The sequence below is a fragment of the Micromonospora sp. NPDC005194 genome, from assembly GCF_040608335.1.
GTDB lineage: Bacteria > Actinomycetota > Actinomycetes > Mycobacteriales > Micromonosporaceae > Micromonospora.
On the sequence record NZ_JBEXIA010000043.1, the window covers coordinates 18,261 to 41,529 of the forward strand.

Below are 23,269 nucleotides of genomic sequence, written 5' to 3' on the forward strand. Positions count from 1 at the left end.
GTCTACTGTCTCGCTTGAACCCTCAATCACCTCTCCGCCGCGAGGCGGTTCCCCCGGAGGAAACCCCGTGAACCTGGTGCTCTGGATCATCCAGATCCTGCTCGCCGTCGTCTTCGCCGGCGCCGGCCTGGCCAAGCTGACCCAACCCAAGGAGAAGCTGCGCGACCGGATGGGCTGGGTCGACCCGGTCCCGCCGACCCAGGTCAAGGCCCTCGGCGCCGTCGAGCTGCTGGCCGCCATCGGGCTCGTGCTGCCCGCCCTCACCGGCATCGCCACCGTGCTCACCCCGCTCGCCGCCGTCGGGCTGGTCATCGTCATGGTCGGCGGCATCCTGGTGCACCTGCGCGACATGAAGACGCGCACCGGCGACCGACGCAAGCTGGAGATCCAGGGCGCGATCACCTGCGTCGTGCTGCTCGTCCTCGCCGCCCTGGTGGCGTGGGGCCGATTCGGGCCGTACTCCTTCTGAGCCTTTCGCCGGCGACCGTCGTACCCCGGCGGTCGCCGGCGGCGCGCTCAGCGCCCCTCGCCGCCGCGGTCGCGGCGAACCGTGGCCTTGCGGCCCTTGATGGTGCTGGAGCGCAGCCCGGAGATCACCTCGTCGGCCACCCCCTGCGGCACCTCCACCAGGGAGAAACGGTCGGCGATCTCGATCGAGCCGATGTCCCGGCCGCGGATCCCGGTCTCGCCGGTGATCGCGCCGACCAGATCCTGCGGGCGCACGCCCGCGCGCCGGCCCAGGCCGACGAAGACCTGGACGGTGTTGCCACCGCCCGAGCGGGGCCGACCCCCGCCGCGCCGGTCGCCGCCCCGGCCACCGGCCTCCGGCCGACCCTCGCGCGGGCCGCGCACCGGCGCCTGCGGGATCTCCTCCTCGTCGTCGGAGCCGGGGGACGTCACCTCGTGCGCCAGTTTCACCGCGGCGAGCGCGACCTCCATCAGGTCGAACTCGTCGGTCAGCGTCTCCACGATCACCCGGAACGGGTCCAGGTCGTCCTCCAGCAGGCTCTCCCGCAGCGCCGCCTGGGTCAGCTCCAGCCGGCGGGTCCGCATGTCGGCCACGGTGGGGATCTTGTCGATGGTGATCCGCTGGCCGGTCACCCGCTCGATGGTCTTGAGCATCCGGTGCTCACGCGGCTCGGCGAGGGTGATCGCCACGCCCTCCCGACCGGCCCGGCCCACCCGACCGATCCGGTGCACGTACGACTCCGGCGCCGACGGCACGTCGTAGTTGACCACGTGGGTGAGCTGCTCGACGTCCAGCCCACGGGCGGCCACGTCGGTGGCGACCAGCAGGTCGGCGGTGCCGGCCCGCAGCCGGCCCATCACCCGGTCGCGCTGCTCCTGGCTCATCCCGCCGTGCAGCGCCTCGGAGCGGTAGCCCCGGCCGTTCATCGTCTCGGTCAGCCGGTCCACCTCCTCGCGGCTGCGGCAGAACACGATCGCCGCCGTGGGCGACTCGACGTCCAGGACCCGGCCCAGCGCGGCCGGCTTGTGCGCGCGCGTCACGATGTACGCGCTCTGCCGCACCCGGGGCGCCTCGCCGGCCACCGTCGGCTCCCGGCCGATCTCGATGCGGACCGGCTCGCGCAGGTGCTGGCGGGCCATCCCGTCGATCCGGGACGGCATGGTGGCCGAGAACAGCACCGTCTGGCGCTGCGCGGGGGCGTGTTCCAGGATCGCCTCGATGTCCTCGGCGAAGCCCATGTCGAGCATCTCGTCGGCCTCGTCGAGCACGACGGTGGCCAGGCCACCGAGGCGCAGGGTGCCCCGGGCGATGTGGTCGAGGGCACGACCCGGGGTGGCCACCACCACGTCGACGCCCATGTCCAGGGCCCGTAGCTGCCGCCCGATTGGCTGCCCACCGTAGATCGGCAGCACTCGCGCGCCCAGGTCCTTGCCGTAGCGGTGGAACGCCTCGGACACCTGCACCGCCAGCTCCCGCGTCGGCACCAGCACCAGCGCCACCGGGTCCCCGCCGTCGCGGTGGGCCGTCATGAGGTTCAACAGTGGCAGCGCGAACGCCGCCGTCTTGCCGGTGCCGGTGGCGGCCTGACCCAGCAGATCCCGACCCTCCAGCAGCGGTGGGATAGCCTCCCGCTGGATGGGGGTCGGCTCCTCGTAGCCGAGGGCGGCCAACGCGCCCAGCAGCTCGGGTCGCAGCCCCAGCTCGGTGAAGGCGTACACCTCTTCGGTGCCGGCGGGGGTGGCGTCAGTCGGTGCGTCAGTCGGTGCATCGTGCTGTGCAGGTGCGGAACTCATGTGCCAAGCCTTTCATTCCGCCGTCCGGGCCGCTGCGCCGACCGGCACAAGAGCGCACCCGGGTCAGCCGGCGGCGGTCAGGATCGCCAGCACCATCACCGCCGCGAGGGCCGCGTCGAGCACCCCGCACCACTCGGCGTAGGCGCGTGGCACCACCCGGCCGGTGCGGTGGTGCACCAGGTCCCAGCCTGCGTGCGTCAGCCACCCGAACGCCACCAGCCACGCGGCGGTCCGTCCGCCCGCCGCGACGGCGACCAGCGTCAGGGCGACCCAGGCCGCCAGACCGGCGAGTTGAGTGGCGAGCACGCCCGGCCCGCGCAGCGTCCGCCGGGCCACGCCGATCACCAGGTAGCCGCCGGGCAGCACCAGCATCGTCCACGGGCTGAGCACCCCCGGGTCGACCCACATGTCGACTGTCATCAGCAGCGCGAGCCCGGTCGGCCAGCGACGGGCGAGCGCCACCACGGCCGGGTGCCGGCGTACCGCCGTCGGTGTGTGGTGCCGGTGGCGGACCGCCACCAGCACCATGGCCGGCACCATCAGCAGGTGCCCGCCGAGCAGCAGGGCGTCGCCGTCCACCAGACCGGCCCGAAACGGCACGAGCAGCAGCAGGAACGGAACGTACATCGCGGCCGCCATCTCGCCGACCCCACGCCAGTGGTGCCCCCGGTGACGCATCCACACGGTCATGCCGACGGTCATGTTCGTGGCCATCACCAGCGCGGCCACCTCCGGGCGAGCCAACGTCGCGTTCACCCCGAGCAGCGTGCCGGCCGCGTCCCACAACGGGCCGAGCAGCAGCATCCCGACGAGCATCGCGATCGCCATCTCGCCGAGGTGCCACCACCACCCCCGCCTGCCGCCGGTCGCCGCCGGGACCGGGGGCGCCGGCTGACCGGTCGGCACGGGCGCGGCCGACGGTACGACGGGTGCGGTGTCCGCGTACATCTGTGTCTTGTTCATGCCTCGACCCTGCCGGCGGCGCGGCGGCAAGGGCAGATGCGTCCGTCATCGGAAGATCGTGCGGGCCGCACGGTTCGACCGTGACATCTCGCAGGGGTGGACCGTGCGCGGGGCGGTCCTAGGATCGGTGCGTGCTGAGCGAGGCGGGGACTCCCCGGGCGGACCGCCGGTTGCGCCGGGCCCGCCAGGCGACGCTGCTGTCGCTCGTCACCGGCGTCTGGGCGAGTGTTCTGCTGCCCGCGGTCGGCCTGGCCCGCGAGCCCGATGCGGGCAGGGCGGTGCTCGGCGCGGTCGGCGTTCTCGCCTTCGTGATCGCCCAGACCGCCGTGCTGTACGCGGCCGTGACGCCGTGGCTCGACAGGCGCTGGCGTCGCCGCGCCCACCTGGGTCTGGCCGGGGCGGCGGTGCTGACCGTTCCGCTGGTGGGGCCGGTGGCGGCCGGCGCCTGGCCGACCTGGGCCTGGCTCGGGGCGGCGCTGATCGGCATGGCGCCGCTGCTCGTCCGGCCACCGGCCGCGCTCGCGGTGGCGGCAGCCGTCCTGCTGGTGTCGGTGGCCGTCGCCGGGTGGACCGGTGGTTCCGTCGCCCGCCACCTGGCGGTGACCGGCGGGATCGGGGTGGCCGTCGCGGCAGTCAACGGCTTGCAGGTCTGGTTCTGGGACCTCCTGGTGGACGCCCGGCAGGGCCAGGCGGCGCAGGCCCGGCTGGCCGCCGCCGAGGAGCGGCTGCGCTTCGCCCGCGACGTGCACGACGTGCTGGGCCACCGCCTCACGGTGATCGCCCTGAAGGCCGAACTCGCCGCCCGGCTCGCCCCGGTCGACCCACAACGGGCCGGCCGGGAGGCCGCCGAGGTGCAGCGACTCGCCGCGTCGGCGCTGACCGAGGTACGCGAGACCGTGCACGGCTACCGCGTCGTCGACCTCGACGAACAGCTCACCGCGATCGTGGGGGTGCTGCGGTCCTGCGGCGTACGGTGCACGGTCGGGCCGCCGCCGGCGGACCTGCCGCAGTCCGCCGCCACCGAACTGGCGGCGGTGCTGCGCGAGGCCGGCACGAACGTGCTGCGGCACAGCCGGGCCGACTGGTGCCGGATCCACATCGACCGGGAGGACGACGTGGCCAGGATGACTGTGGTCAACGACGGCGCCGACGACCGGGGCCCGGACGCGCACAGCCACGGCCTGCGCGGCCTGGCCGACCGGCTCGCCGCCGCCGGCGGCGATCTGCGGGTACGCCGGGAGGACGCCGTGTTCACGCTCGAGGCCACCGTGCCGGTGGTGACGTGATCCGCGTCCTGCTCGCCGACGACGAGGACCTGATCCGGGTCGCCGTCGGCGCGCTGCTCGGTCTGGAGCCGGACATCGAGGTGGTGGCAGACGCCGCCGACGGGCCGACGGCGGTCACGGCGACGCTCGCGCACCGCCCGGACGTGGCCGTCGTGGACCTGGAGATGCCCGGCCTGGACGGCATCGCGGTGGCCGCCGAACTGGCCCGAGCGCGGCCCGAGTGTGCGGTGGTGGTCCTCACCGGGCACGGCCGGCCGGGTCACCTGCGGCAGGCGCTGACCGCCGGCGCCCGAGGCTTCCTGCCCAAGGGCTCGCCCGGTGGCGCGCTCGCCGACGTGATCCGCCGGGTGCATGCCGGCGGCCGGTACGTCGACCCGTCCCTGGCCGCCGACGCGTTGACGCTGCCGGCCTGCCCGCTGACACCCCGCGAACTGGAGACGCTGCGGCTGGCCGAGTTCGGCGCACCGGTCGCCGTGATCGCCCGCCGGGTGCACCTGTCCACCGGCACCGTGCGCAACCATCTCTCCGCCGCCGTGCAGAAGCTCGGCGCGACCGACCGTGCCGAGGCGGTGCGGACCGCCCGGGACAACGGCTGGCTCTGACCTGTCGTCACCCCTTTGCTCTGCTTCACCCCACGCAACACCGGGCCTTCGAAAGGCTCGGCTACCGGCAACGCGCCCAGGCGACGAACCGATCGTCGAGGTCTGGCGTGGACATGCCGGAATGATGCTCGGCGGCCTCGTCCCTCAGGGCTGTCAGGTGGACCAGCAGGGCCGCTCGGTTCTCGCGGTACTCGCCGAGGAGACTCAGCTTCGCCGCCGAGCAGGGCCAGGCGATCCCGCACGACTGGCACCGCCAGGTGGGACGGGTCGGCAGGTGGGGGAGACCGCGCCGCCTCACCCGGACGCTCCCGTCCGTGCCGGCCGCCGAGCCGGGCGGCGCTCGGGCCCCACGGACAGCCACCGCAGCCCGTCGCGGAGGACGAACACCTCCCGCTTCGCCACGGCCAGGCCGCCGCGACCCAGCTCGTACCCCTCGACCCACGTCCACCCGTGATAGGTGTGGCGGTCGGTCAACTCGCGTACGACCCGCAGGGTGAGCGGGCGGACGAACTGCGGACTGGCGGCACGGGTCAGGTACAGAACGTCTCCGACCCTGATCGTGCGGGCATTCGCCGCGACATCCTCTGACACGTCGCGCTCCTTCCGAGGTGGAGGGAGCCGCCCCTGAGCGTCATCCCCAGGGACGGCTCCGTTGCGAACGCGTCCGCCGGGTCTCGGGTCCCTGCCGGCCGCGCCGTTCCACCAACACCCTGCCGACTGTTGCGGCCCAACTACACTGCGTTGCACTATGGCGGTAGGACGTTCGGGATATCCTGGGAGGACAGCGGATGAACCACGCCGTCGTGGAGGCCATGACCCAGTGCGGTGAGACGGCCGACTCCCTCGCCGCTCAAACGGGCGTCGACCCGAAGACCGCCGCCCGCTGGGCAAACCCTGGACGGATCCCGCAGACCCGACACCGCGCCCAGGTCGCGGCGATCCTCGGCCGAGAGGTAACCGAGCTGTGGCCGGACATCCTGAAGCGCCGCGAACCAGCCTGGTTCCGGCCATGGGCCGACATTGAACGTGAGGCCGTCGCTCTGCGCTGGTACGAGCTGGCCTGGGTGCCCGGCCTCTTGCAGACGGAGGCATACGCACGGGCGACACTGGCCGGAGAATCGTTGTCTACCGAGGACGTCGATCATCTTGTGCAGGCCCGTCTCGGACGACAGGGCGTCCTCCACCGCGACCGGCCACCCCTTCTGATCGCAGTGCTGGACGAGGCCATTGTGCGGCGGTCGGCGTACGGCGACCGGGATCTGATGCGCGACCAGTGTGAGCATCTCGTGGCGTGCGCTCAACTCCCGTCGGTGCAGGTCTATGTGGTGCCGACAGTGGTCGGCATGTACCCGGGCCTGGGTGGTCCGTTCATCCTCGCCGAGTTGGAAGGCGGCGGACGCGTCGCCCACATCGACGGACAGGCGCAGGCGCAAATATCTGAGCAGCAGGCAGAAATTGCTACCCTTGACCGACGATGGGAACGCATTCGTGGGGAGGCTCTCTCTCGCGGACAGTCCCTAGACCTGCTCAGGGAAGCGGCATCCTCATGGACCTGATCGGTGCGCAGTGGCGTAAGAGCACCAAGAGCGGCAACAACGGCGGGGCCTGCGTGGAGGTCGCCGACAATCTGCCGGGGGTCGTTCTCGTTCGGGATACGAAGGACCGTGACGGTGGGACGTTGACCTTCGCGCCGGAGGCGTGGCGGGGCTTCGTGGCCTTCGCGCGGCAAGAGCGTTAGTCCGCAGAGTCGAGCCTCAGAACGGCGGAATCATGGACCTGACCGGTGCGCAGTGGCGCAAGAGCACCAAGAGCGGCAACAACGGCGGCTCATGCGTGGAGGTCGCCGACAATCTGCCGGGGGTCGTTCTCGTTCGGGATACGAAGGACCGTGACGGTGGGACGTTGACCTTCGCGCCGGAGGTGTGGCGGGGCTTCGTGGCCTTCGCGCGGGCCCAGCGCTGACCGATGGGACAAGTCAGGCCCTCGTGTCCGAATTGGATGCAATGATGGCTTGATGCCCAGGAAGGTCGCGGCGGGCCTGGTCAACCCGGTCCGGGCAAGCGCCGTCGAACTGTTCTTCGACCTCGTCTTCATCTTCACCCTCGGCCGTCTGCCGTCGACCCTGGCCGAGGAGCCCAGCTGGGTTGCCGCCGCGCAGGCCGTGATCTTCCTGCTCGCCTTCTGGACGGTCGTCTTCCTCTGGTGGACCTACTTCTATCGAACGACGAGCAACCTCGCCGTGAAGATCAACGATTCCGCCGACCCGTACCGGGTCAACCTGCGGGCCGGCTACACCCACCTGCTGATGGTGGCGGGCATCCTGCTCACCGGCATCGGCGGGGAGTTGATGCTGAAGGCGCCCGGCGGGAAGATGTCGGCCGGTGACGTGGTCGCGATCCTGGTCGGTCCGGTGCTCTTCCTCGTCGGGCGGCTGATCTTCGAGGCATGGGTGTTTGGCCAGCTGACCAAGTACTGCCTCACGGCCGTGGTGGGCTGCCTGATCCTGAGCCCGGTGGCGGCACAACTCCCGCCACTGGCGGTGGGTCTGCTGGGCGCGGCGACCATCACCGCCGTCGCCGCGTTCGACCTGACGATCCGAGCGCGGCTCACGGGCGCGGTCAACCCGACGGCCGCCGGCGGGGCCAGTCACCTGTACGGCCGGGGCCGGTGACGCGTTCGGGCTAGCGTGTCTGCGTGCGTACGGTGGAATTGGTCTGCTCGCCCGGGTTGGACGCCGCGATCCGGACGGTCTGGGTGCGGTTGGCGGCCGCCGGGTTGCCCAGCCTGGCCCGCAACATCCATCCGACGAACCGGCCGCATCTGACCATGGCGGCCGTGGACGAGTTCCCGCCCGGTGTCGAGCACCGCCTGGCCGAGTTGTTCGACGCCGCGCTGCCGGTGCCGGTGACGCTCGACCGGGTCGTCGTCCTCGACGGCAGCGCCCCGCTGGTCTGGCTCGTACGGCCCACGCCGGCGTTGACCGCGCTGCACGCCGCCGTCTGGGACGTCCTCGACCAGGCCGACGGGCACCGCCCCTGGCACGCCCCGGGAGCGTGGGTGCCGCACCTCAGCCTGGCGCTGCGGTTCCGCGACGCGGACCTGCGGATGGCCCGCGCCGTGACCGGTGGGCAGCGCCCGACGGGCGCGTTCGTCGCCGCCCGCAGCTACGACGGTACGGACCGGACGGTGACATCGCTCGGATGAGCGCGATCGGTGGCAGCTGAGCAGTACGACACGCCGAGGGTCGCACTGCTGAACTGCCACCGATTGCCGCGGCGCTCCCGCGTGCGGCCGACCAGGCCGTCGCGTCAGCGGTAGAAGCGCAGGTAGTCGAATTCGGCGGTGACGGCCGGCTCGGCGCCGCCGTGCGCGACCAGCCCGATCCGGGGGGTGGTGTCGGCCGGGAACGTCCACACCGCGCCCCACGTCCAGGTACGCCCGTCTGAGCTGGAGCCGGCCCGGAACTCGTGCTCCCCGGTGGCCCGGTCGACGTGGTGTGCGAGGCGTAGCCAGGTGGTGGTGGCCGGTGTGCCGACGATGCTGCCGCCGTACACCGGCTGGCCGGCGAAGGGCAGCTCGTAGCCGTACTCGACCTGCCGGGTGTTCCAGATCGCCACCTGGGTCAGCCGGGCGAACCGGTCGTCGTCGACGTAGGCGACCAGCCCGGCCTGCTGGTAGTTGCGGACCGTCTCCTCGCCCAGGTCCAGCGTCACCTTCGTCTCGGCGACGTAGTCACCCTGCGGAGCGTCGCGCAGCAGCACGCCGGCCGTGTTGCCGGTGCCGGTCAGGTCGGCGGCCTGCACGGGCCAGCGCAGCGCCCCGTCGGCGACGGTGGCCGCCGGGTCCGCGCGTACCCACTGCCAGTCGCCGTCGAGCCCGCCGCCGAACTCGTCGGAGTACGCCGGCAGCGGCGCACCGACCCGGGGCTCGGGCACGGCCCGCCTGGCCGGCTGGTACAGCCGCGCCACGCTGACGTTGTCGAACTCGGCCGTGCCGCCGGTGGCCGTCAGCCCGGGTCGGCCGGCGACCGGGCGGTCCAGCCGCAGGGACACCACGGCGAGCTGGTCACCGAGGCGGGCAGGGCTCAGCTCGGCCGTGAGCTGCTGTCCGCGTACCTCGATGGCCAGGTTGTGTCGATCGCCCAGGTCGAGCCCGGCGGGCAGCGGCGCGCTGGCCTGGCGGCGGCCGTCGCGGGCGACCAGCCGGCCGGCGGCGGCGTCCACCCGGACCTCGACCCGATCGCCGAGGGTGACCCCGGCGCTGGTCGCGCCGGTGAGCCGCAGGTCGGCCTCCGCGCGCACGTCCCCGCCGACTGTGGTACGGCTGGTGAGCGCGCCGCTGCCGCTGAGCCGGCCGTCGGTGACCCGCCACTGGCCGGCGCGCTGCCAGCCGGCGAGGCCCGCGGTGTCGAAGCGTTCGTCGAAGCGGCCGGTGGTGACCGGTGCGGGTCGGGTGCCCTCGGACGGGCCCGCGCCGGCGTTGACCGTCGGCCAGCCGTCGATCCAGTCCAGCCGGTCGAGCAGCATGGGTCGCTCGTTGATGCCGAAGGGCTCGTCGAGGTACGGGTCGGCCCGGTCGATGGCGTGGTAGACGATCCAGTCCTGGCCGGACAGGTCGGTGAGGAACCCGTTGTGCCCGGTGCCGATCCAGCGGTTGCCATTCTGGGTGAGCACCGGCGTGCCACCGGCCCGGGACGCGGTCAGGGCGACGCCGTCGCGGTCGGTGAACGGGCCGCGCGGGCTGCGTGCGCGTCCGACCTGGACGGAGTAGCCGGTGGCCGGGCCGGCGCAGCAGTTCGCGGTGGAGGCGAACAGGTAGTACCAGCCGTCGTGGCGCAGCACGTAGCTGCCCTCGAACTTGTTGTCGATCGCCACCAGCGTCGGTGCGCCGACCGCGCGCAGGCCGTCCGGGCTGAGTTCGGTGACCGAGATGCCGCCGTAGTAGCTGCCGTAGTAGAGGTAGCTGCGGCCGTCGACGTCGGTGAACTGGCTCGGGTCGATGGTCCACAGCCAGCCGCCACCGCCGCCGGGGCGCGGGGCGACGACGGGCTGGTCGGCGAACGTCCACGGCCCGGCGGGGGTGGGGGCGGTGGCCGCCCCGATCGCGTAGTCGCTGCCCTCGGTGGAGACGGTGGTGTCGGTGACCGTCACGTACATGACCCAGCGGTCGCCGAGGCGGCGGACGTCCGGCGCCCAGTACGCCGCGCCGGGCGCCGCGTAGGGCGGGCGCTGGTCGGGGCCGAACGCGTCACCGACGTACGTCCAGTCGACCAGGTCGGCCGAGCGGGCGGTGGGCACCCGGTGGAAGACGCCCTCGCCCTCGCGCAACGGGTCGGTGGTGCCGTAGGCGTACCAGAAGCCGTCGTCGCCGCGGACGATCACGGGGTCGGCGAAGGTGTCGCCGACGTCGGCGGAGATCGGATTGCGGTAGCGGGACGGGCCGTCGGATCCGGCGGCCGACGTGGACGGGGACACGGCCAGGAGCAGACCGAGCACGGCGGCGAGCGCGCCGCCGCGGCGGAGATGTCGCATGTGGACCTGCCTCGGGGGAGTGGGCGGTGTGCCCTCCGTTCTTACAACGTTGGATACAACGTTGTAAAGAGTCTGCGGTGGCGTCTCCCTAGACTGGGTCGATGAGTACTGGCACCGACGGCCGGGGAATGGCCGAGCTGGCCGCCCTGTTGGCCGACGGCACCCGAGCGGGCATCTGCGTGGCGCTGCTCGACGGGCGGGCCTGGACGGCCGGCGAGCTGGCCCGACGTGCCGGCGTCGCCCCGTCGACAGCCAGCGACCACCTCACCCGCCTGGTCCGGGGTGGGCTGCTCGTCGAGGAACGGCAGGGCCGGCACCGCTACCTGCGCCTGGCCGGGCCGTCGGTGGCCCAGCTGATCGAGGACCTTGCCGGGCACGCGTCGACCCCGCCCGCGCCGACCACGTCACTGCGCGCGGCGCGTGCCACCGCCGCCCTGGCGTACGCCCGGACCTGCTACGACCACCTCGCCGGGCGGCTGGGCGTGCTGATGTACGACGCACTGCTGGCCGCCGGCCGGCTGGACCGGTCCAGTGGGTTGGCGCTGACGCGTGACGGGTGGGCCTGGGTGACCGAGTTGGGCGTACCGGTGGACGTGCTGCGCGCCACTCGCCGACCGGTGGTCCGCGACTGCCTGGACTGGACGGAGCGTCGGCCGCACCTCGCCGGAGCGCTCGGCGCGGCACTTTGCCGCCAGTTCTCCGATCTGGGCTGGATCACCCAGGGCGTCGGCCGGGCGGTACGCCTCACCCCGGTCGGCCGCGCAGCCCTGGCCGAGAGCCTGGGCGTGCCCGTCAGCACCCTCGTTCCCGGCACGGCCCCGGCGCCGTCCAGCGGCCGAGCCTGACCCGCCGGCCGCCGCGCTCCGGCACGGCACCACATCCCGGATCACGCACGATTCTGTTCGGTGTGATGCGGTGCGGGACGGTTCGGTGGGGAGCGAACGGTTCGGGCTCTACGGTCGGGCGGTGATCGACGTCTGGCCTGACATCGCGCCCGTTGCGGGAACGCCGGCGTGCGGCCCGCCCGCCTTCGAGCCGGGCAGCGGGTGGTGGGTGACCCGGCACGCCGACGTCCGGGCGGCGCTGACCGACCCGGCGTTCCGGGTGCCAGCCGTCGACAGCGGTCCGCCCGGCACGCTCGCCTGGCTGCGCGCCTCGGTGAGCAGGTTCAGCCCGCCTCAGCGGCACGCCGAGCGCCGCGCGATCGGGGTGACCGCGCTGGCCGAGCTGAACCCGGACGAGCTGCGGCACGAGGCGGCCCGGCTGACCGTCGCCCTCCTCGACCGGGCGGGTGACCACCTTGACGTGATGCGTGAACTGGCCCGGCCGGTGCCACTGCGGGTGCTGGCCGTCCAGCTCGGTCTCGTCGATCCGGCAGCCGCCGGGACGGCGGTCGCGGTCGTCGCCGCGGCGTACCACCCGGGGGTTGATCCGGCGCTGGCCGAGCGGGCCGACCGAGCGGTGGCGGCGCTGCTGGCGCTCTGCCCGCCGGCCCCGCTGGAGGTACGGGCGAACCTCATCGGTCTGCTGGTCCAGGCGTGCGACGCGACCGCCGGCCTGATCGGCGCCGCCGCCCACCACCTGCTGAGCCCGGCCGTCCCGATCACGGCGAGGACCGCCGACCTGCTGACCGAGGTGCTGCGCCTCGACCCCCCGGTCCGGGCCACCCGACGGGTCACCGTCGACGCGGTACGACTGGGCGGACGCGACCTGCCGGCCGGCAGCGCGGTGCTGCTGCGCTTCGACGCGGCCAACCGTGACCCGCGGGCGTTCGCCGAGCCGGAGACGTTCCGACCCGGCCGGCCGGGCGCCGGTCTGCTCACCTTCGGCGCGGGGGAGCGCGGCTGCCCCGGTGACCGGCATGCCCTCGCGCTGGCCGGCGGGGTGCTCGACGTGCTGCGGGAACGCTGTCGGCGCACCCCGACTCCGCTGCGCCACGAGCCGCACCCGACCCTGCGCGTCCCGACCACCGTGGAGGTGAGCGTCCGATGATCGAGCGCCGTGCCGCGTTCCATGCCCTGCACCACACCGGCCGTCCCCTGCTGTTGCCCAACGCCTGGGACCACGCCTCGGCGGCGGCGCTCGCCGCGCGTGGCCATCCGGCGGTCGGCACCACCAGCCTCGGGGTCGCCGCGACCGCGGGCCTTCCCGACGGCGTGGCGGCCACCGCCGAGGAGACCCTGGCCCTGGCTCGCCGGCTGGCCCGGTTGCCGGTGCTGCTCAGCGTCGACGTGGAGGCCGGGTTCAGCGACGACCCGGCCCAGGTCGCCGGGTACGTGGCGGAGTTGGCCGGCCTCGGTGTGGTCGGGATCAACCTGGAGGACGGGCGCTCCGACGGCACGCTTGCCGATCCCGAGTGCGTCGCGGAGAGGATCGCGGCGGTGAAGGCGGCGGTGCCGGACCTGTTCGTGAACGCGCGCACCGACCCGTGGTGGCTGAACGTGGCCGACCCGCTGCCGCAGGCCCTCGCCCGCGCTCGCGCCTACCGGGCGGCCGGCGCGGACGGCATCTTCGTGCCGGGCGTCGTCGACGAGGCGACGCTGCGCCTGCTCACCGAGCGGCTCGACGCGCCGGTCAACGCGCTGTACCAGCCGGGCGGGCCCGGACTGACCGAGCTTGGCCGGGCCGGCGTGGCCCGGGTCAGCACCGGCTCCCTGCTGTTCCGGGCCGCGCTGGGTGCCGCGGTCACCGCCGCCGACGCCGTCCGCGCCGGAGGGTTCACCGCACCGCCGGGGCTGCCGTCGTACGCCGAGGTGCAGGACCTGGTGCCGGGCGACTGACGGGCCCCGCCGGCCTGCGATGGTGGTCGCGTCCGTTCAGGGGTAAATCGGAGGATTGTTCGGTCTCTGCCGGTCCCGATGATTACGGTGTATTTCAGGGTGATTTACCCAGCGCCGTGGCCGGAGAAAGGGACCCCGTCATGCGAGTGCCCAGCCGTAGTCCGGGGCAGCAGCCCGGACCGCCCGCGTCGCCCGCCGCCCCCGCCCGCCGCCGGCCACCCAGCGCCGCCGCCCGCCGGCTGCCCGCCGCCGCGCCCGACCTCGCCGCCTACCGGGCGGCGGTGGCCGACCTGCTGGTCGAGGTGGGCGCCCTGGCCGACGCCACCAGCACCCGGGCCCGCCAGGTGCTCATCGACGAGCGGCTGCGCGAGCCGGCCCTGGCGGCCGTGCTCGACGCGACCCCGCAGGGTCTGCTCGGCGCGCGCGAGACGTTGCTGCTGGAGATGGCCCGCTACCAGCCGAACGAACGCACCTCGGCGCGGGACCTCACCGCGCTGGTCCGGATCTACCTGCTCTCCCGCATCGACGTGCTGTGGTGGCAGGACGCCCCGATCTTCGTCACCGACGACCAGGTCAACGGCAGCGCCGACCTTGTCGACCTGGAGTGGCTGCGCCGCCGGGACCTGCTGCGCTTCCGGTACCAGGAGCAGCCCACCACCGTCCTGGGCCGCGCCGCGCGCGGACTGCGTCGGCGACTGCTACCCGACGCGAGCCCGCGCACCGCCGGGCTGCTGTTCCGTCGGGCCCGCCGGGAGGTGGTGGCCCTGCTCAACGAACTCGGCCGGGAGTTCGCCGCCGCCACACCGCCGGCCACCCCGCCGCTGTGGGTGACCAGCCTCGTGCGCAGCACCGAGCACCAGTACCGGCTGCGTCGCCTGGGCTACGCCGCCATGCTGCCCAGCGGGCACTGCCTCGGCTACTCGGCCGACGTCGAGCTGGCCTGGTTCGAGCGGTTCGGCGCACGCGACACCCTCGCGGAGCTGCTGTTGGCCCGCCAGGACGCCGGCGAGCTGAACGTGATCGACGAGGGACAGGCCTGGCACCTGTGTCTCGCACCCTCCGCCCGGCGTCGTCTGCGCCGGGCGTACGAGGCCGAGATGGGGGTCTGAGCCCGTGTGTGGCATCGCGTTGAGCCTCGGCCCCGAGGCCGACCCCGCGACCTTCCGGCGGATGCTCGCCGTCCTCGCCCCGCGCGGCGAGGTCACCGAGACCCGCTTGGAACGCGGGCTGCTCGCCGGCACCCGCCGACTGCGCGTCGTCGACCGTGACCGGGCCGTGCAGCCCTGGACGTCGACCGACGAGCGCTGGCTGCTCTGCTTCAACGGCGAGATCTTCAACCACCGGGAGTTGCGCGCGCAGCTCACCCGGCTCGGGCAGGTGTTCCGCACCGACAGCGACACCGAGGTGCTGCTGGCCGCGTTCCAACAGTGGGGCGAATCCGCGGTGACGCGGCTGCGCGGCGAGTACGCCTTCGCGGTCGTCGAACGCGCCAGCGGTCGGGCGTACCTGGCCCGCGACCCGCTCGGGGTGAAACCGCTGTACTGGTCCCGGCGACCCGGCTGCCTGCACCTCGCCTCCGAGGTGAAGGCGCTCGTCGGGCACCACGCCCCGGTCGCCGAGGTGCCGCCCGGACACCACGGCTGGGCCGAGCCGGACGGGCCCGTGCGGCTGCGCCCGTACGTCGACCTGCTCACCATCGGCGCGGGTCTGCCGGTCATCGACGACCCGGACGAGGCCACCCTGCTCGTCCGGGCTGCCCTGACCGACGCCATCCGGATGCGGGTGGAGACCGATCTGACCGTCGGGGTGGTGCTCTCCGGCGGGCTGGACAGCTCGTTGACGCTGCGGCAGGTGCGGGACATCCACCCGGACTGCGTGGCGGTGACGGTCGGCGTGCCGGACAGCCCCGACGTGGCGTACGCCCGGCGGCTCGCCGCCGACCTCGACGTGCCGCACGTGGTGGTCGAGCTGCGCCCACGCGACATCCGGCTGGCCGACGTCCGCGAGGCCATCCGGATCTCCGAGCTGACCGAGTACGGCGACATCATCAACGCCGTCGTCTCGGTGCCGATCTTCCGGCGGCTGCGCGACCTCGGCGTGAAGGTGGTGCTCACCGGCGACGGCTCCGACGAGCTGTTCGGCGGGTACCCGATGTACCGCCAGGTCGACCCGATCGCGTCGCGTCGGCTGTTCCTGCACCGCATCCGTAACCTGTGCCGTACCGAGTTGCAGCGGGTCGACCGGACCGCCATGGGGCACGCGGTGGAGGCGCGGGTGCCGTTCCTCGACCTCAGCGTGGTGGAGTTGGCGATGCGTCTGCCCCTGGACCTGAAGGTGCGCGACGGCCAGGAGAAGTGGATCGTGCGGCGGGCGTTCGCCGACGTGCTGCCCGACTACGTCCTGCGGCGGCCGAAGAACCCCATGTCGTACTCCTCCGGGCTGCACGAGCGGGTCCGGCTCTACAAGCCGCTGTTCGCGCGGATGCACCGGTCGTTCGGCTACGACCTGCTGGAACCGGTCCGCCGTGACTTCGATACCGTGCTCAGCCGCTGCGGCAACGACCTGGACCGGGCCATCGCCGACGGGATGAACCGGCCCGACTACACGGTCCTGGAACACGCCCGCGACCTGGTCGGGGCGGCGAGGTGGAACGCCGCGCCGATGGTCCGCCGACTGGTCGGGCCCCGCCCGCCCCGCCGCTCACCCGTCGGCTGAGCACCCCACCCGACGCTTGACTCTGACACCGTGTCAGGGACGAGCGTGAGGGGACCATGTTCACCATCGGAGACTTCGCCCGACTGGGCCGCGTGTCGGTGCGGATGCTGCGCCACTACGACAGCATCGGCCTGCTCCGCCCGGCCAGCGTCGACGCGCACACCGGCTACCGCTTCTACCGGGCGGACCAGCTGCGTCGGCTCAACCGGGTGCTCGCCCTCAAGGACCTGGGTCTCACGCTCGAGCAGGTGCGGGCGATCCTGGACGACGCCGTCGACGTGGCCGAGCTGCGGGGCATGCTGCGGTTGCGTCGCGGCCAGCTGACGGCGCAACTGGCCGCCGACACCGTCCGGCTCGCGGCCGTCGAGGCGAGGCTCCGGATGATCGAGTCGGAGGGTCAAATGACCGCCCAGGATGTCGTCCTCAAGGACATCGCGCCGGTTCGCCTCGCGGAGCTGACCGCCGTCGCGCCCAGTTATGAGAGCCAGGACATCGGTCCGGTGATCCAGCCGCTCTACCCGGAGCTGTTCCGCCGGCTGGCCGAGGCCGGGATCACGCCGACGGGCCCGGCCATCGCCTGGTACGAACCCGCCGGCGACGACGACGGCGACGCGGTCGTCGTGCACGCCGGGGTGACCGTCGGCGCCGGCGTGTCGGCAGGTCCTGACCTGGCGGTACGTGATCTGCCCGCGGTGGGCACGGCCGCGACGATCGTCCATCACGGCGCCATGGACGACGTCGAGCAGAGCGTCGAGGTGCTTGCCCGGTGGATCGAGGAGAACGGCTACCGCACCGACGGATTCGCCCGTGAGGTGTACCTGGACTATTGCCAGGACTCCCCGGAGCAGGGCGTCACCGAGCTTCAGCTCGCCGTCTACCGCGCCTGACGGTCGCGCTGCCGTCCCGACGGCGGCGCGTCGGCGGCCGGAGCCCGGACCGTCCCCAGCGCCAGGTCCGATCGCCGCCAGCACCCGCGCCGCCGCCGGGCCAGGCTGGACGCATGACCACCACCACCACCACCTTCCGCGTCCAGGCCGTGCCGGCCGCGGCGCTCGACCTCGTCCGTCGGACCGGCCGCGACGCCGCCGGCCATCTCGTCGAAGGGCGCCTGGCCGGCGGCGGGGAGCCGCTGCGCTGTTGCCTGCGCGACGCCGAGGCGGGGGAGGCGCTGCTGCTCTTCGGCTACGCCCCGCCGATCGCCGCCGTCGCATACCGGGAGATCGGGCCGATCTTCGCGCACGCCGCCGCCTGCTCCGGTCCGGATCACGGCGGCGGCCATCCGTCGGCCTGGCGGAGACGTCCCCAGGTCCTGCGGGCGTACGACCGGCAGGGACGGATCTGCGGCGGCCGGCTGCATGACGGCACGGACCCGGAGGCGGTGATCGCGGAGCTGTTCGCCGACCCGCAGGTGCACCAGCTGCACAGCCGCAACGTGGTCTACGGCTGCTTCATGTTCGTGGTGGAGCGGGCCGCCGGGTGACGGTCCTCAGCTGACCAGCAGCAGCGCGCCGACCGCCGCGAGCGTGCCCACGACGGCGAGCAGGGTGCTGGTCAGCACGAACCGCTTCACCGGCACCGCCACACCGGCCGCCCGACACCGTTCGAACCACAGCAGGGTGGCCAGCGACGCCCACGGCGCGGCCAGCGGGCCGACGTTCGTGCCGATCAGCAGGGCCAGCAGGCGGGTGTGGTCGGCGCCGGGCAGCACCGACTCACCGGCCAGGTACGCCGGCAGGTTGTTCACCGCGTTGGCCAGCAGCGCCCCGGTGCCGCCGGCACGCAGCGCGCCGGCCGCTCCACCGTCGGCCCCGACCAGGCCGGCCACCAGGTCGTCCAGCCCGTGCCGGCCGAGGGTCTGCACCACCAAAAACAGGCCGACGACGAAGAGCAGCAGCCGTACGGGCACCAGCCCGGGGCGCAGCGTCGCCGGGGAGCGGACCACGAAGCCCACCAGCACCAGCGCGAGCGCGACGCTGGAGGCGAGCCCGATCTCCACCCCGGCGAGGATGCCGGCGACGAAGAGCAGGCAACCGGCGAGCGCGGTGCGGTGCAGCACCGGGTCGGGCGGCACGTGCCGCTCCGGCGGGACGAAGCGTCCGCCGGCCGGCCGTTCGCGCCGCCACCAGCCGTACCAGAGCAGCACCATCGTGACCGCCACGGCGGCGAGCTGCGGCAGCGCCATCCGCTCGGCGTACGCCAGTGGCGTGAGGCCGACCCGGTCGGCGGCCAGCAGGTTCGTCAGGTTGGACACCGGCAGCAGCAGGCTGGCGGTGTTCGCCAGCCAGACCGTGGTGACCGCGAGCGGCGCGGCCGGGACCCGCAGGGTGCGCGCCAGCGCCAGCAGCACCGGGGTGAGCAGCACGGCTGTGGTGTCGAGGTTGAGCACGAGGGTGGTCACCGTGGCGAGGCCACCGCAGAGCAGGAACAGCGCCGCCCAGCGGCCGCGGGCGGCGATGGCCAGCCGGCTGGCCAGCACGTCGAAGACGCCGGCCACGGCGGTCAGCTCGGCCAGCACGATCACGGTGCCGAGGAAGAGCAGCAGCGGCAGGATGCGGTGCAGGGTCGCCGTGGTCTCGGCGCGGGGCAGCAGCCCGCTCAGCGCGCAGGCCGCACCGGCCACCGCGAGGACGACCGCCACCAGGTCGAGCGGGTGGGGGCGCCAGCGCGCGGTCGGCTCGGGCGGGGCGGGCGGCGCGCCGGCGGCAGACTTCACAGCTGACCACGTTGGCACATCACCCGCCGGCCCGGCCGGCCGCCCCCGCCCAGGTGACGGGCCCCACCGGGCTGCCCCCGATCGGGGCGCCGGCCTGCCGGGCAGGCGCCTGATCCACGCGGCTGACGTGGCCGGGCCCGGCCCCTCGACGAGAGGCCGGGCCCGGGTCGCGCGGTCGGTGCTACCAGCTCAGGTAACCGGGCTGGGTCTGCACGTTCAGCTCCTGGAACCGGGTCAGGTTGGCCGTCCAGGTCCGCCAGTCGTTCAGCTCCAGGACGTCCAGGCCCTTCTGGATGTCGTTGGAGTAGATGTTGCCGTTGTAGTAGTACGTCGACCAGGCGCCGCCCGTGACGGCCTGGGTGGCGGACAGCGGGCCCCGCTCCCAGTACGCGATCTCCTTGGGGTGGCGCGAGTCGGTGAAGTCCCAGACGGAGATGCCGCCCTGGTACCACGCCTGCACCATGATGTCCCGCCCGAGCACCGGGATCAGCGAGCCGTTGTGCGCCACGCAGTTCTCGGTCTCGGCGTTCGTCCGGGGGATCTTGTAGTAGCTGCGGAACGCCAGCGTCCGAGCGTCACCGCGGCCGGTGATGTCGTAGATGGCGTCCGCTCCCCGGTTGGGGCCGACGGTCTCGTTGCAGGTGGCCGCCCCGCCGCCGCCCAGCTCGTCGGTGAAGACGACCTTGGTGCCGGCGTTGTTGAAGGTGGCCGAGTGCCAGAAGGCGAAGTTGACCGTGTCGCGGACCTGGGTGATCACCCGGGGCGCTTCGCGGTTCTTGATGTCGAGCAGGATGCCGTCACCCATGCAGGCGCCGGCGGCGATGTCCTTCGACGGGTACGCGGTGATGTCGTGGCAGCCGGTGGTCGCCGAGCCGGTCTCGCTGCCCGGGAAACCGCCGTCCGGGAAGAGGTTCGGCGTCGAGATGACGGCCGCCTGGGTCGGCTTCTTCACCGGCACCTTGATGATGGAGATGGAGTCGTGCGGCGGCTGGCAGTCGGGGAACTCGGCCCGCGGGCTGTACGACGAGACGTACAGGTAGACGTTCTTGCGGTCCTTGCCCGGCACCAGCGTGTGGGTGTGCGACCCGCAGGCGGTCTCCACGGACTTGATGTAGCGCGGGTTGGCCTTGTCGCTGATGTCGAAGACCTTGATGCCCTCCCACGACTCCTTCACGGAGGCGGGCTGGGCGACGCTCGCGCACGAGTCGTCGCTGCGCGACGAGTCGGTGGAGACGAAGAGCAGGTCACCGTAGACGGAGATGTCGTTCTGCGAGCCCGGGCAGGACACCTGAGCGGTGATCTTGGGGGCGCTGGGCCGGGAGATGTCGTAGACGACGAACCCGTTGTAGTTGCCGGCGAAGGCGTACCTGCCCTGGAACGCCATGTCGCTGTTGAGCGCGGCCGTCGTGTCGAACGGCGCCTGCTTGGGGATGTTGGCGATCTGCCGCAGGTTGGGGCTGCTGCGGATCTCGTCGACGCCCGGGATGTCGGCGGCGGCGGCCTGTGGTGCCGCGGCCGGTGCTGCCTCCTGGGCGCTGCTCGGCGTCGCCACGGCGACGCTGGTCAGCAGCAGGCCCGTTGCGGCCAGGCTGACGATGCGGAGTTGTCGGAGCCGTGCGGTGGCCAACTTGATCATCGGCGGCGCCCTTCGAAAGGGGGGATGACGTTGTCGGTACCTTACCGAGACACGGAGATCATCGATGTGATCTGGGTCACATCTAACTCGACTCGTCAATGGATAGGATCGCTGCGACCTCGACCTGAGGGGGGTGTGGCATGACCGTCCGACGTGCTCGGTTACTGGCCGTCGTCATATCGGCGGCCATCATTGTGGTGCTGACGGTGCTGGCTGTCCGCGCCGCCGGCGACCCCGGCCGTCCGACCGCCGAACGCGGTTCGGCGTCACCGTCACCGACGACCAGCCCGACCGGTCCGCCACCCCCGCCGGTGCTCGTGCCCGGCCGCCCGGGGGAGCCGGCCGTCGCCCGGTCCGCCCAGGAGCTGCGCGACGACAGCCCACCCCGCTACAACGGCCTGGACACCGTCTTCGTCCAGATGATGATCCCGCACCACGAGCAGGCGCTGGAGATGAGCACGCTGGCCCAGGAGCGGGCTGCCGATCCTCGGATCCGCGCCTACGCCGACCGGATCCGCGCCGGCCAGGGCCCGGAGATCAAGGTCCTGCGCGGCTGGCTCGCCACCCGCGGGCTGCCCGAGACGGCGCCCGGTCACGACCACGCCGGCATGCGGGGAATGCAGTCACCCGAGGCGATGAGGCAGCTGACCGCCGCCCGGGGCGTCGAGTTCGACAGGCTCTTCATCGCGATGATGACCGACCACCACCAGGGCGCCGTCACCATGGCCACCGACCTGCTGTCGGTCGGCGTCGATGCGACCCTCAACGAGCTGGCCACCTCACTCGCCACCGAGCAGGCCATCGAGATCACCCGCCTGCGCGAGCTGACCCCGCCCTGACCGGCTGCCGGCCGGCCGCCACCAGCCACGACACGTACGCTGGGTGACCGTGAGACGCACGCTGTTCGGCCGCCCCCTGCGCGGCGTCGCCTTCGACGTGGCCGTCTCCGCCGTGGTGGCGTTCGTCGGCCTCGCCTCGGCGGTGGCCCAGCCCGGCGGTTGGGCCGCCACCGGCGTCGGCGTGGGCATGGCGGTGGCGCTGCTGTTCCGCCGCACCCACCCGGGCGCGGTGACCGTCGTCGTGGCGGCGCTCGCCCTGGTCCAGGTGATCGCCCGGTGGGGTCCGCTCGCCTTCGACGTCGCCGTCCTCATCGCGCTCTACAGCGTCGTGAAGTATGGCAGGCGCCTGCGCGACGGGGTGCTGGCCGGCGCGGTCGCCGCCGTGGGCGTGCTGCTCGCCGCCGCGCAGACCCCCGGCGTCATCGACTGGTGGGTGACCGCGCTGTGGTACGCGCTGGTCACCGGCGCGGTCTGGCTCGTCGCGCTGAACGTGCGGACCCGCCGCCTCTACGTGCTCAGCCTCGAGGAACGGGCCGCCACCCTGGAACGCGAGCGGGAGGCCGAGTCCCGGGTGGCGGTCGCCGAGGAGCGCACCCGGATCGCCCGCGAGTTGCACGACGTGGTGGCGCACAGCATGGCGGTGATGATCGTCCAGGCGGACGGGGCCCGGTTCATGCTCGACCGTGACCCCGAGCAGGCCCGCACGGCCGTGAAGGTGGTCGCCGACACCGGCCGTTCGGCGCTGGAGGAGATGCGCCGGCTGGTCGGGGTCCTGCGCGACGCGGGCCCGTCCGGAGCGGGCGGGTCGGTGGTGGCCGCCGACCCGGAGCACCGCCGGCTGGCCGTGGCCGAGCTGCCCGACCTGCTGGCCCGCTTCCGCGACGCCGGGCTGCGCATCCGCGACGGCGGCACCGGTCAGCCGCCGGCCCTGCCTCCGGGCCTGGAACTGACCGTCTACCGCGTGGTGCAGGAGGCGCTGACCAACGCACTCAAACACGCCGGCGTCGGGGCCGCCGTCGACGTCACCCTGACGTACACCGCCGACGCCGTCGTGGTCCGGGTCGTCGACGACGGCCGGGGCCGCCCGGTGGTCAGCCCGGCGCCGTCCGGCGGTCACGGTCTGCTCGGCATGCGCGAGCGGGTGGCGGTGTACGACGGCAGCCTCACCGCCGGCGCCCAGCCGACCGGGGGTTGGCAGGTCCAGGTCCGGCTACCGCTACCGTCGGAACCCTCGGCGGAGGTGATCGCGGCATGACGGTCCGGGTGGTGATCGTGGACGACCAGGCGCTGGTGCGCGCCGGGTTCCGGATGGTGCTGAGCTCCCAGCCCGACCTGGAGGTGGTCGGGGAGGCCATCGACGGCGCGGACGCCCTGCGGGTGCTGGCCCGCACCGATGCCGACGTGGTGGTGATGGACATCCGGATGCCCACCATGGACGGGGTGGAGGCGACCCGCCGGCTCTGCGCCGACCGGCCGTCGGGCCCGCCCCGGGTGCTGGTGCTGACCACCTTCGACACCGAGGCGGACGCGTTCGCCGCGCTACAGGCCGGCGCCAGCGGCTTCCTGCTCAAGAACGTCCCGCCGGAGGAGCTGCTGGACGCGATCCGGGTGGTGGCGCGGGGCGACTCGGTGGTCGCCCCGTCGATCACGCGGCGGCTGCTGGACCGCTTCGCCGGTCAGCTCGGCGCCGGCCCGACCGCCGACCCCCGGCTGGCCCAGCTCACCGAGCGGGAGCGGGAGGTGCTGCTGCTGGTCGCGCAGGGCCTGTCCAACGCCGAGATCGCCGCCAAGGTGCACGTGGCCGAGGCCACGGTGAAGACCCACGTCGGGCGGATCCTGGCGAAGCTGCACCTGCGCGACCGGGTCCAGGCGGTCGTGCTGGCGTACGAGAGCGGCCTGGTCACGCCCGGCCGGTGACCCGCCGTACGACCCGGGTCGTACG

General features: G+C 73.3%; 24 protein-coding genes. 18 read left to right on the top strand and 6 right to left on the bottom strand.

The window, feature by feature from the left end; genetic code table 11:
- Nucleotides 1-67: 67 nt before the first annotated feature.
- Nucleotides 68-469 (top strand): DoxX family protein, encoded by a 402-nt coding sequence (locus ABZU53_RS27420; protein ID WP_354858978.1) that lies wholly within the window; start codon nucleotides 68-70, stop codon nucleotides 467-469.
- A gap of 47 nt (nucleotides 470-516) precedes the next feature.
- Here the strand turns inward: ABZU53_RS27420 and ABZU53_RS27425 are convergent, their stop codons facing one another.
- A complete protein-coding gene (locus ABZU53_RS27425) occupies nucleotides 517-2,262 on the bottom strand; it encodes a DEAD/DEAH box helicase (RefSeq protein WP_354858976.1) in 1,746 nt (581 codons plus the stop codon).
- A 63-nt stretch (nucleotides 2,263-2,325) separates the two neighbouring features.
- The gene (locus tag ABZU53_RS27430; RefSeq protein WP_355068360.1) at nucleotides 2,326-3,225 is read right to left on the bottom strand and encodes a hypothetical protein; all 900 of its coding nucleotides are present in this window, start codon (nucleotides 3,223-3,225) and stop codon (nucleotides 2,326-2,328) included.
- Nucleotides 3,226-3,356: 131 nt separating this feature from the next.
- On the opposite strand from ABZU53_RS27430, the gene ABZU53_RS27435 reads away from it, so the two are divergent.
- Both ABZU53_RS27435 and ABZU53_RS27440 read left to right on the top strand, forming a co-directional pair.
- On the top strand, nucleotides 3,357-4,511 hold the full coding sequence (locus ABZU53_RS27435) for a histidine kinase (protein ID WP_354858970.1): 1,155 nt from the start codon (nucleotides 3,357-3,359) through the stop codon (nucleotides 4,509-4,511).
- Nucleotides 4,508-5,113 (top strand): response regulator transcription factor, encoded by a 606-nt coding sequence (locus ABZU53_RS27440; RefSeq protein ID WP_355068362.1) that lies wholly within the window; start codon nucleotides 4,508-4,510, stop codon nucleotides 5,111-5,113. Before ABZU53_RS27435 ends, ABZU53_RS27440 begins: the two co-directional genes overlap by 4 nt.
- A 294-nt stretch (nucleotides 5,114-5,407) precedes the next feature.
- Here the strand turns inward: ABZU53_RS27440 and ABZU53_RS27445 are convergent, their stop codons facing one another.
- Nucleotides 5,408-5,704 (bottom strand): hypothetical protein, encoded by a 297-nt coding sequence (locus ABZU53_RS27445; RefSeq protein ID WP_355068364.1) that lies wholly within the window; start codon nucleotides 5,702-5,704, stop codon nucleotides 5,408-5,410.
- 197 nt (nucleotides 5,705-5,901) lie between these two features.
- On the opposite strand from ABZU53_RS27445, the gene ABZU53_RS27450 reads away from it, so the two are divergent.
- Genes ABZU53_RS27450 through ABZU53_RS27470 form a run of 5 tightly spaced genes read left to right on the top strand, consistent with a single transcriptional unit; the run spans nucleotide 5,902 to nucleotide 8,317 of the window.
- Entirely contained in the window at nucleotides 5,902-6,669 is a 768-nt protein-coding gene (locus ABZU53_RS27450) for a DUF5753 domain-containing protein (RefSeq protein ID WP_354858962.1), read from the top strand.
- The gene (locus ABZU53_RS27455; protein ID WP_355068366.1) at nucleotides 6,660-6,851 is read left to right on the top strand and encodes a DUF397 domain-containing protein; all 192 of its coding nucleotides are present in this window, start codon (nucleotides 6,660-6,662) and stop codon (nucleotides 6,849-6,851) included. Before ABZU53_RS27450 ends, ABZU53_RS27455 begins: the two co-directional genes overlap by 10 nt.
- A 38-nt stretch (nucleotides 6,852-6,889) precedes the next feature.
- Nucleotides 6,890-7,075 (top strand): DUF397 domain-containing protein, encoded by a 186-nt coding sequence (locus tag ABZU53_RS27460; protein WP_355068402.1) that lies wholly within the window; start codon nucleotides 6,890-6,892, stop codon nucleotides 7,073-7,075.
- A 52-nt stretch (nucleotides 7,076-7,127) separates the two neighbouring features.
- Nucleotides 7,128-7,784, top strand: coding sequence for a low temperature requirement protein A (locus ABZU53_RS27465; protein WP_355068368.1), 657 nt, complete (start codon nucleotides 7,128-7,130; stop codon nucleotides 7,782-7,784).
- Between the two features lie 23 nt (nucleotides 7,785-7,807).
- Nucleotides 7,808-8,317 carry a 2'-5' RNA ligase family protein gene (locus ABZU53_RS27470; protein ID WP_355068370.1) on the top strand — a complete coding sequence of 170 codons (510 nt, stop codon included), beginning with the start codon at nucleotides 7,808-7,810 and terminating at the stop codon, nucleotides 8,315-8,317.
- A gap of 104 nt (nucleotides 8,318-8,421) precedes the next feature.
- On the opposite strand, the gene ABZU53_RS27475 is transcribed toward ABZU53_RS27470, so the two are convergent.
- Entirely contained in the window at nucleotides 8,422-10,644 is a 2,223-nt protein-coding gene (locus ABZU53_RS27475) for a family 43 glycosylhydrolase (protein ID WP_355068372.1), read from the bottom strand.
- 101 nt (nucleotides 10,645-10,745) lie between these two features.
- Between ABZU53_RS27475 and ABZU53_RS27480 the strand changes: the two genes are divergently transcribed.
- The 7 genes from ABZU53_RS27480 to ABZU53_RS27510 all read left to right on the top strand — a co-directional run bounded on the left by ABZU53_RS27480 (nucleotide 10,746) and on the right by ABZU53_RS27510 (nucleotide 17,619).
- Nucleotides 10,746-11,489, top strand: coding sequence for a winged helix-turn-helix domain-containing protein (locus ABZU53_RS27480; RefSeq protein WP_355068374.1), 744 nt, complete (start codon nucleotides 10,746-10,748; stop codon nucleotides 11,487-11,489).
- A gap of 85 nt (nucleotides 11,490-11,574) precedes the next feature.
- Nucleotides 11,575-12,636, top strand: a complete 1,062-nt coding sequence (locus ABZU53_RS27485) for a cytochrome P450 (protein ID WP_355068376.1) — start codon at nucleotides 11,575-11,577, stop codon at nucleotides 12,634-12,636.
- Nucleotides 12,633-13,424, top strand: coding sequence for an isocitrate lyase/phosphoenolpyruvate mutase family protein (locus ABZU53_RS27490; protein WP_355068378.1), 792 nt, complete (start codon nucleotides 12,633-12,635; stop codon nucleotides 13,422-13,424). The genes ABZU53_RS27485 and ABZU53_RS27490 overlap by 4 nt, the downstream gene beginning before the upstream one ends.
- Before the next feature lie 140 nt (nucleotides 13,425-13,564).
- A complete protein-coding gene (locus ABZU53_RS27495) occupies nucleotides 13,565-14,533 on the top strand; it encodes a hypothetical protein (RefSeq protein ID WP_354858945.1) in 969 nt (322 codons plus the stop codon).
- 4 nt (nucleotides 14,534-14,537) lie between these two features.
- Nucleotides 14,538-16,139, top strand: a complete 1,602-nt coding sequence (locus ABZU53_RS27500) for an asparagine synthase-related protein (RefSeq protein WP_354858943.1) — start codon at nucleotides 14,538-14,540, stop codon at nucleotides 16,137-16,139.
- A 56-nt stretch (nucleotides 16,140-16,195) separates the two neighbouring features.
- Nucleotides 16,196-17,026, top strand: coding sequence for a MerR family transcriptional regulator (locus ABZU53_RS27505; RefSeq protein ID WP_355068380.1), 831 nt, complete (start codon nucleotides 16,196-16,198; stop codon nucleotides 17,024-17,026).
- Between the two features lie 113 nt (nucleotides 17,027-17,139).
- Nucleotides 17,140-17,619 carry a DUF1203 domain-containing protein gene (locus ABZU53_RS27510; RefSeq protein WP_355068382.1) on the top strand — a complete coding sequence of 160 codons (480 nt, stop codon included), beginning with the start codon at nucleotides 17,140-17,142 and terminating at the stop codon, nucleotides 17,617-17,619.
- Between the two features lie 6 nt (nucleotides 17,620-17,625).
- On the opposite strand, the gene ABZU53_RS27515 is transcribed toward ABZU53_RS27510, so the two are convergent.
- Together ABZU53_RS27515 and ABZU53_RS27520 are read right to left on the bottom strand one after the other, a co-directional pair.
- Complete coding sequence (locus ABZU53_RS27515) at nucleotides 17,626-18,852, bottom strand: SLC13 family permease (RefSeq protein ID WP_355068384.1); 1,227 nt, start codon at nucleotides 18,850-18,852, stop codon at nucleotides 17,626-17,628.
- Nucleotides 18,853-19,033: 181 nt separating this feature from the next.
- Complete coding sequence (locus tag ABZU53_RS27520) at nucleotides 19,034-20,488, bottom strand: hypothetical protein (RefSeq protein ID WP_355068386.1); 1,455 nt, start codon at nucleotides 20,486-20,488, stop codon at nucleotides 19,034-19,036.
- Nucleotides 20,489-20,628: 140 nt separating this feature from the next.
- Here ABZU53_RS27520 and ABZU53_RS27525 point away from each other — a divergent pair, with 140 nt between their 5' ends.
- Genes ABZU53_RS27525 through ABZU53_RS27535 form a run of 3 tightly spaced genes read left to right on the top strand, consistent with a single transcriptional unit; the run spans nucleotide 20,629 to nucleotide 23,244 of the window.
- On the top strand, nucleotides 20,629-21,327 hold the full coding sequence (locus ABZU53_RS27525) for a DUF305 domain-containing protein (RefSeq protein WP_355068388.1): 699 nt from the start codon (nucleotides 20,629-20,631) through the stop codon (nucleotides 21,325-21,327).
- 43 nt (nucleotides 21,328-21,370) lie between these two features.
- On the top strand, nucleotides 21,371-22,582 hold the full coding sequence (locus tag ABZU53_RS27530) for a histidine kinase (protein ID WP_355068390.1): 1,212 nt from the start codon (nucleotides 21,371-21,373) through the stop codon (nucleotides 22,580-22,582).
- Entirely contained in the window at nucleotides 22,579-23,244 is a 666-nt protein-coding gene (locus tag ABZU53_RS27535) for a response regulator transcription factor (protein ID WP_355068392.1), read from the top strand. The genes ABZU53_RS27530 and ABZU53_RS27535 overlap by 4 nt, the downstream gene beginning before the upstream one ends.
- Nucleotides 23,245-23,269: the final 25 nt, after the last annotated feature.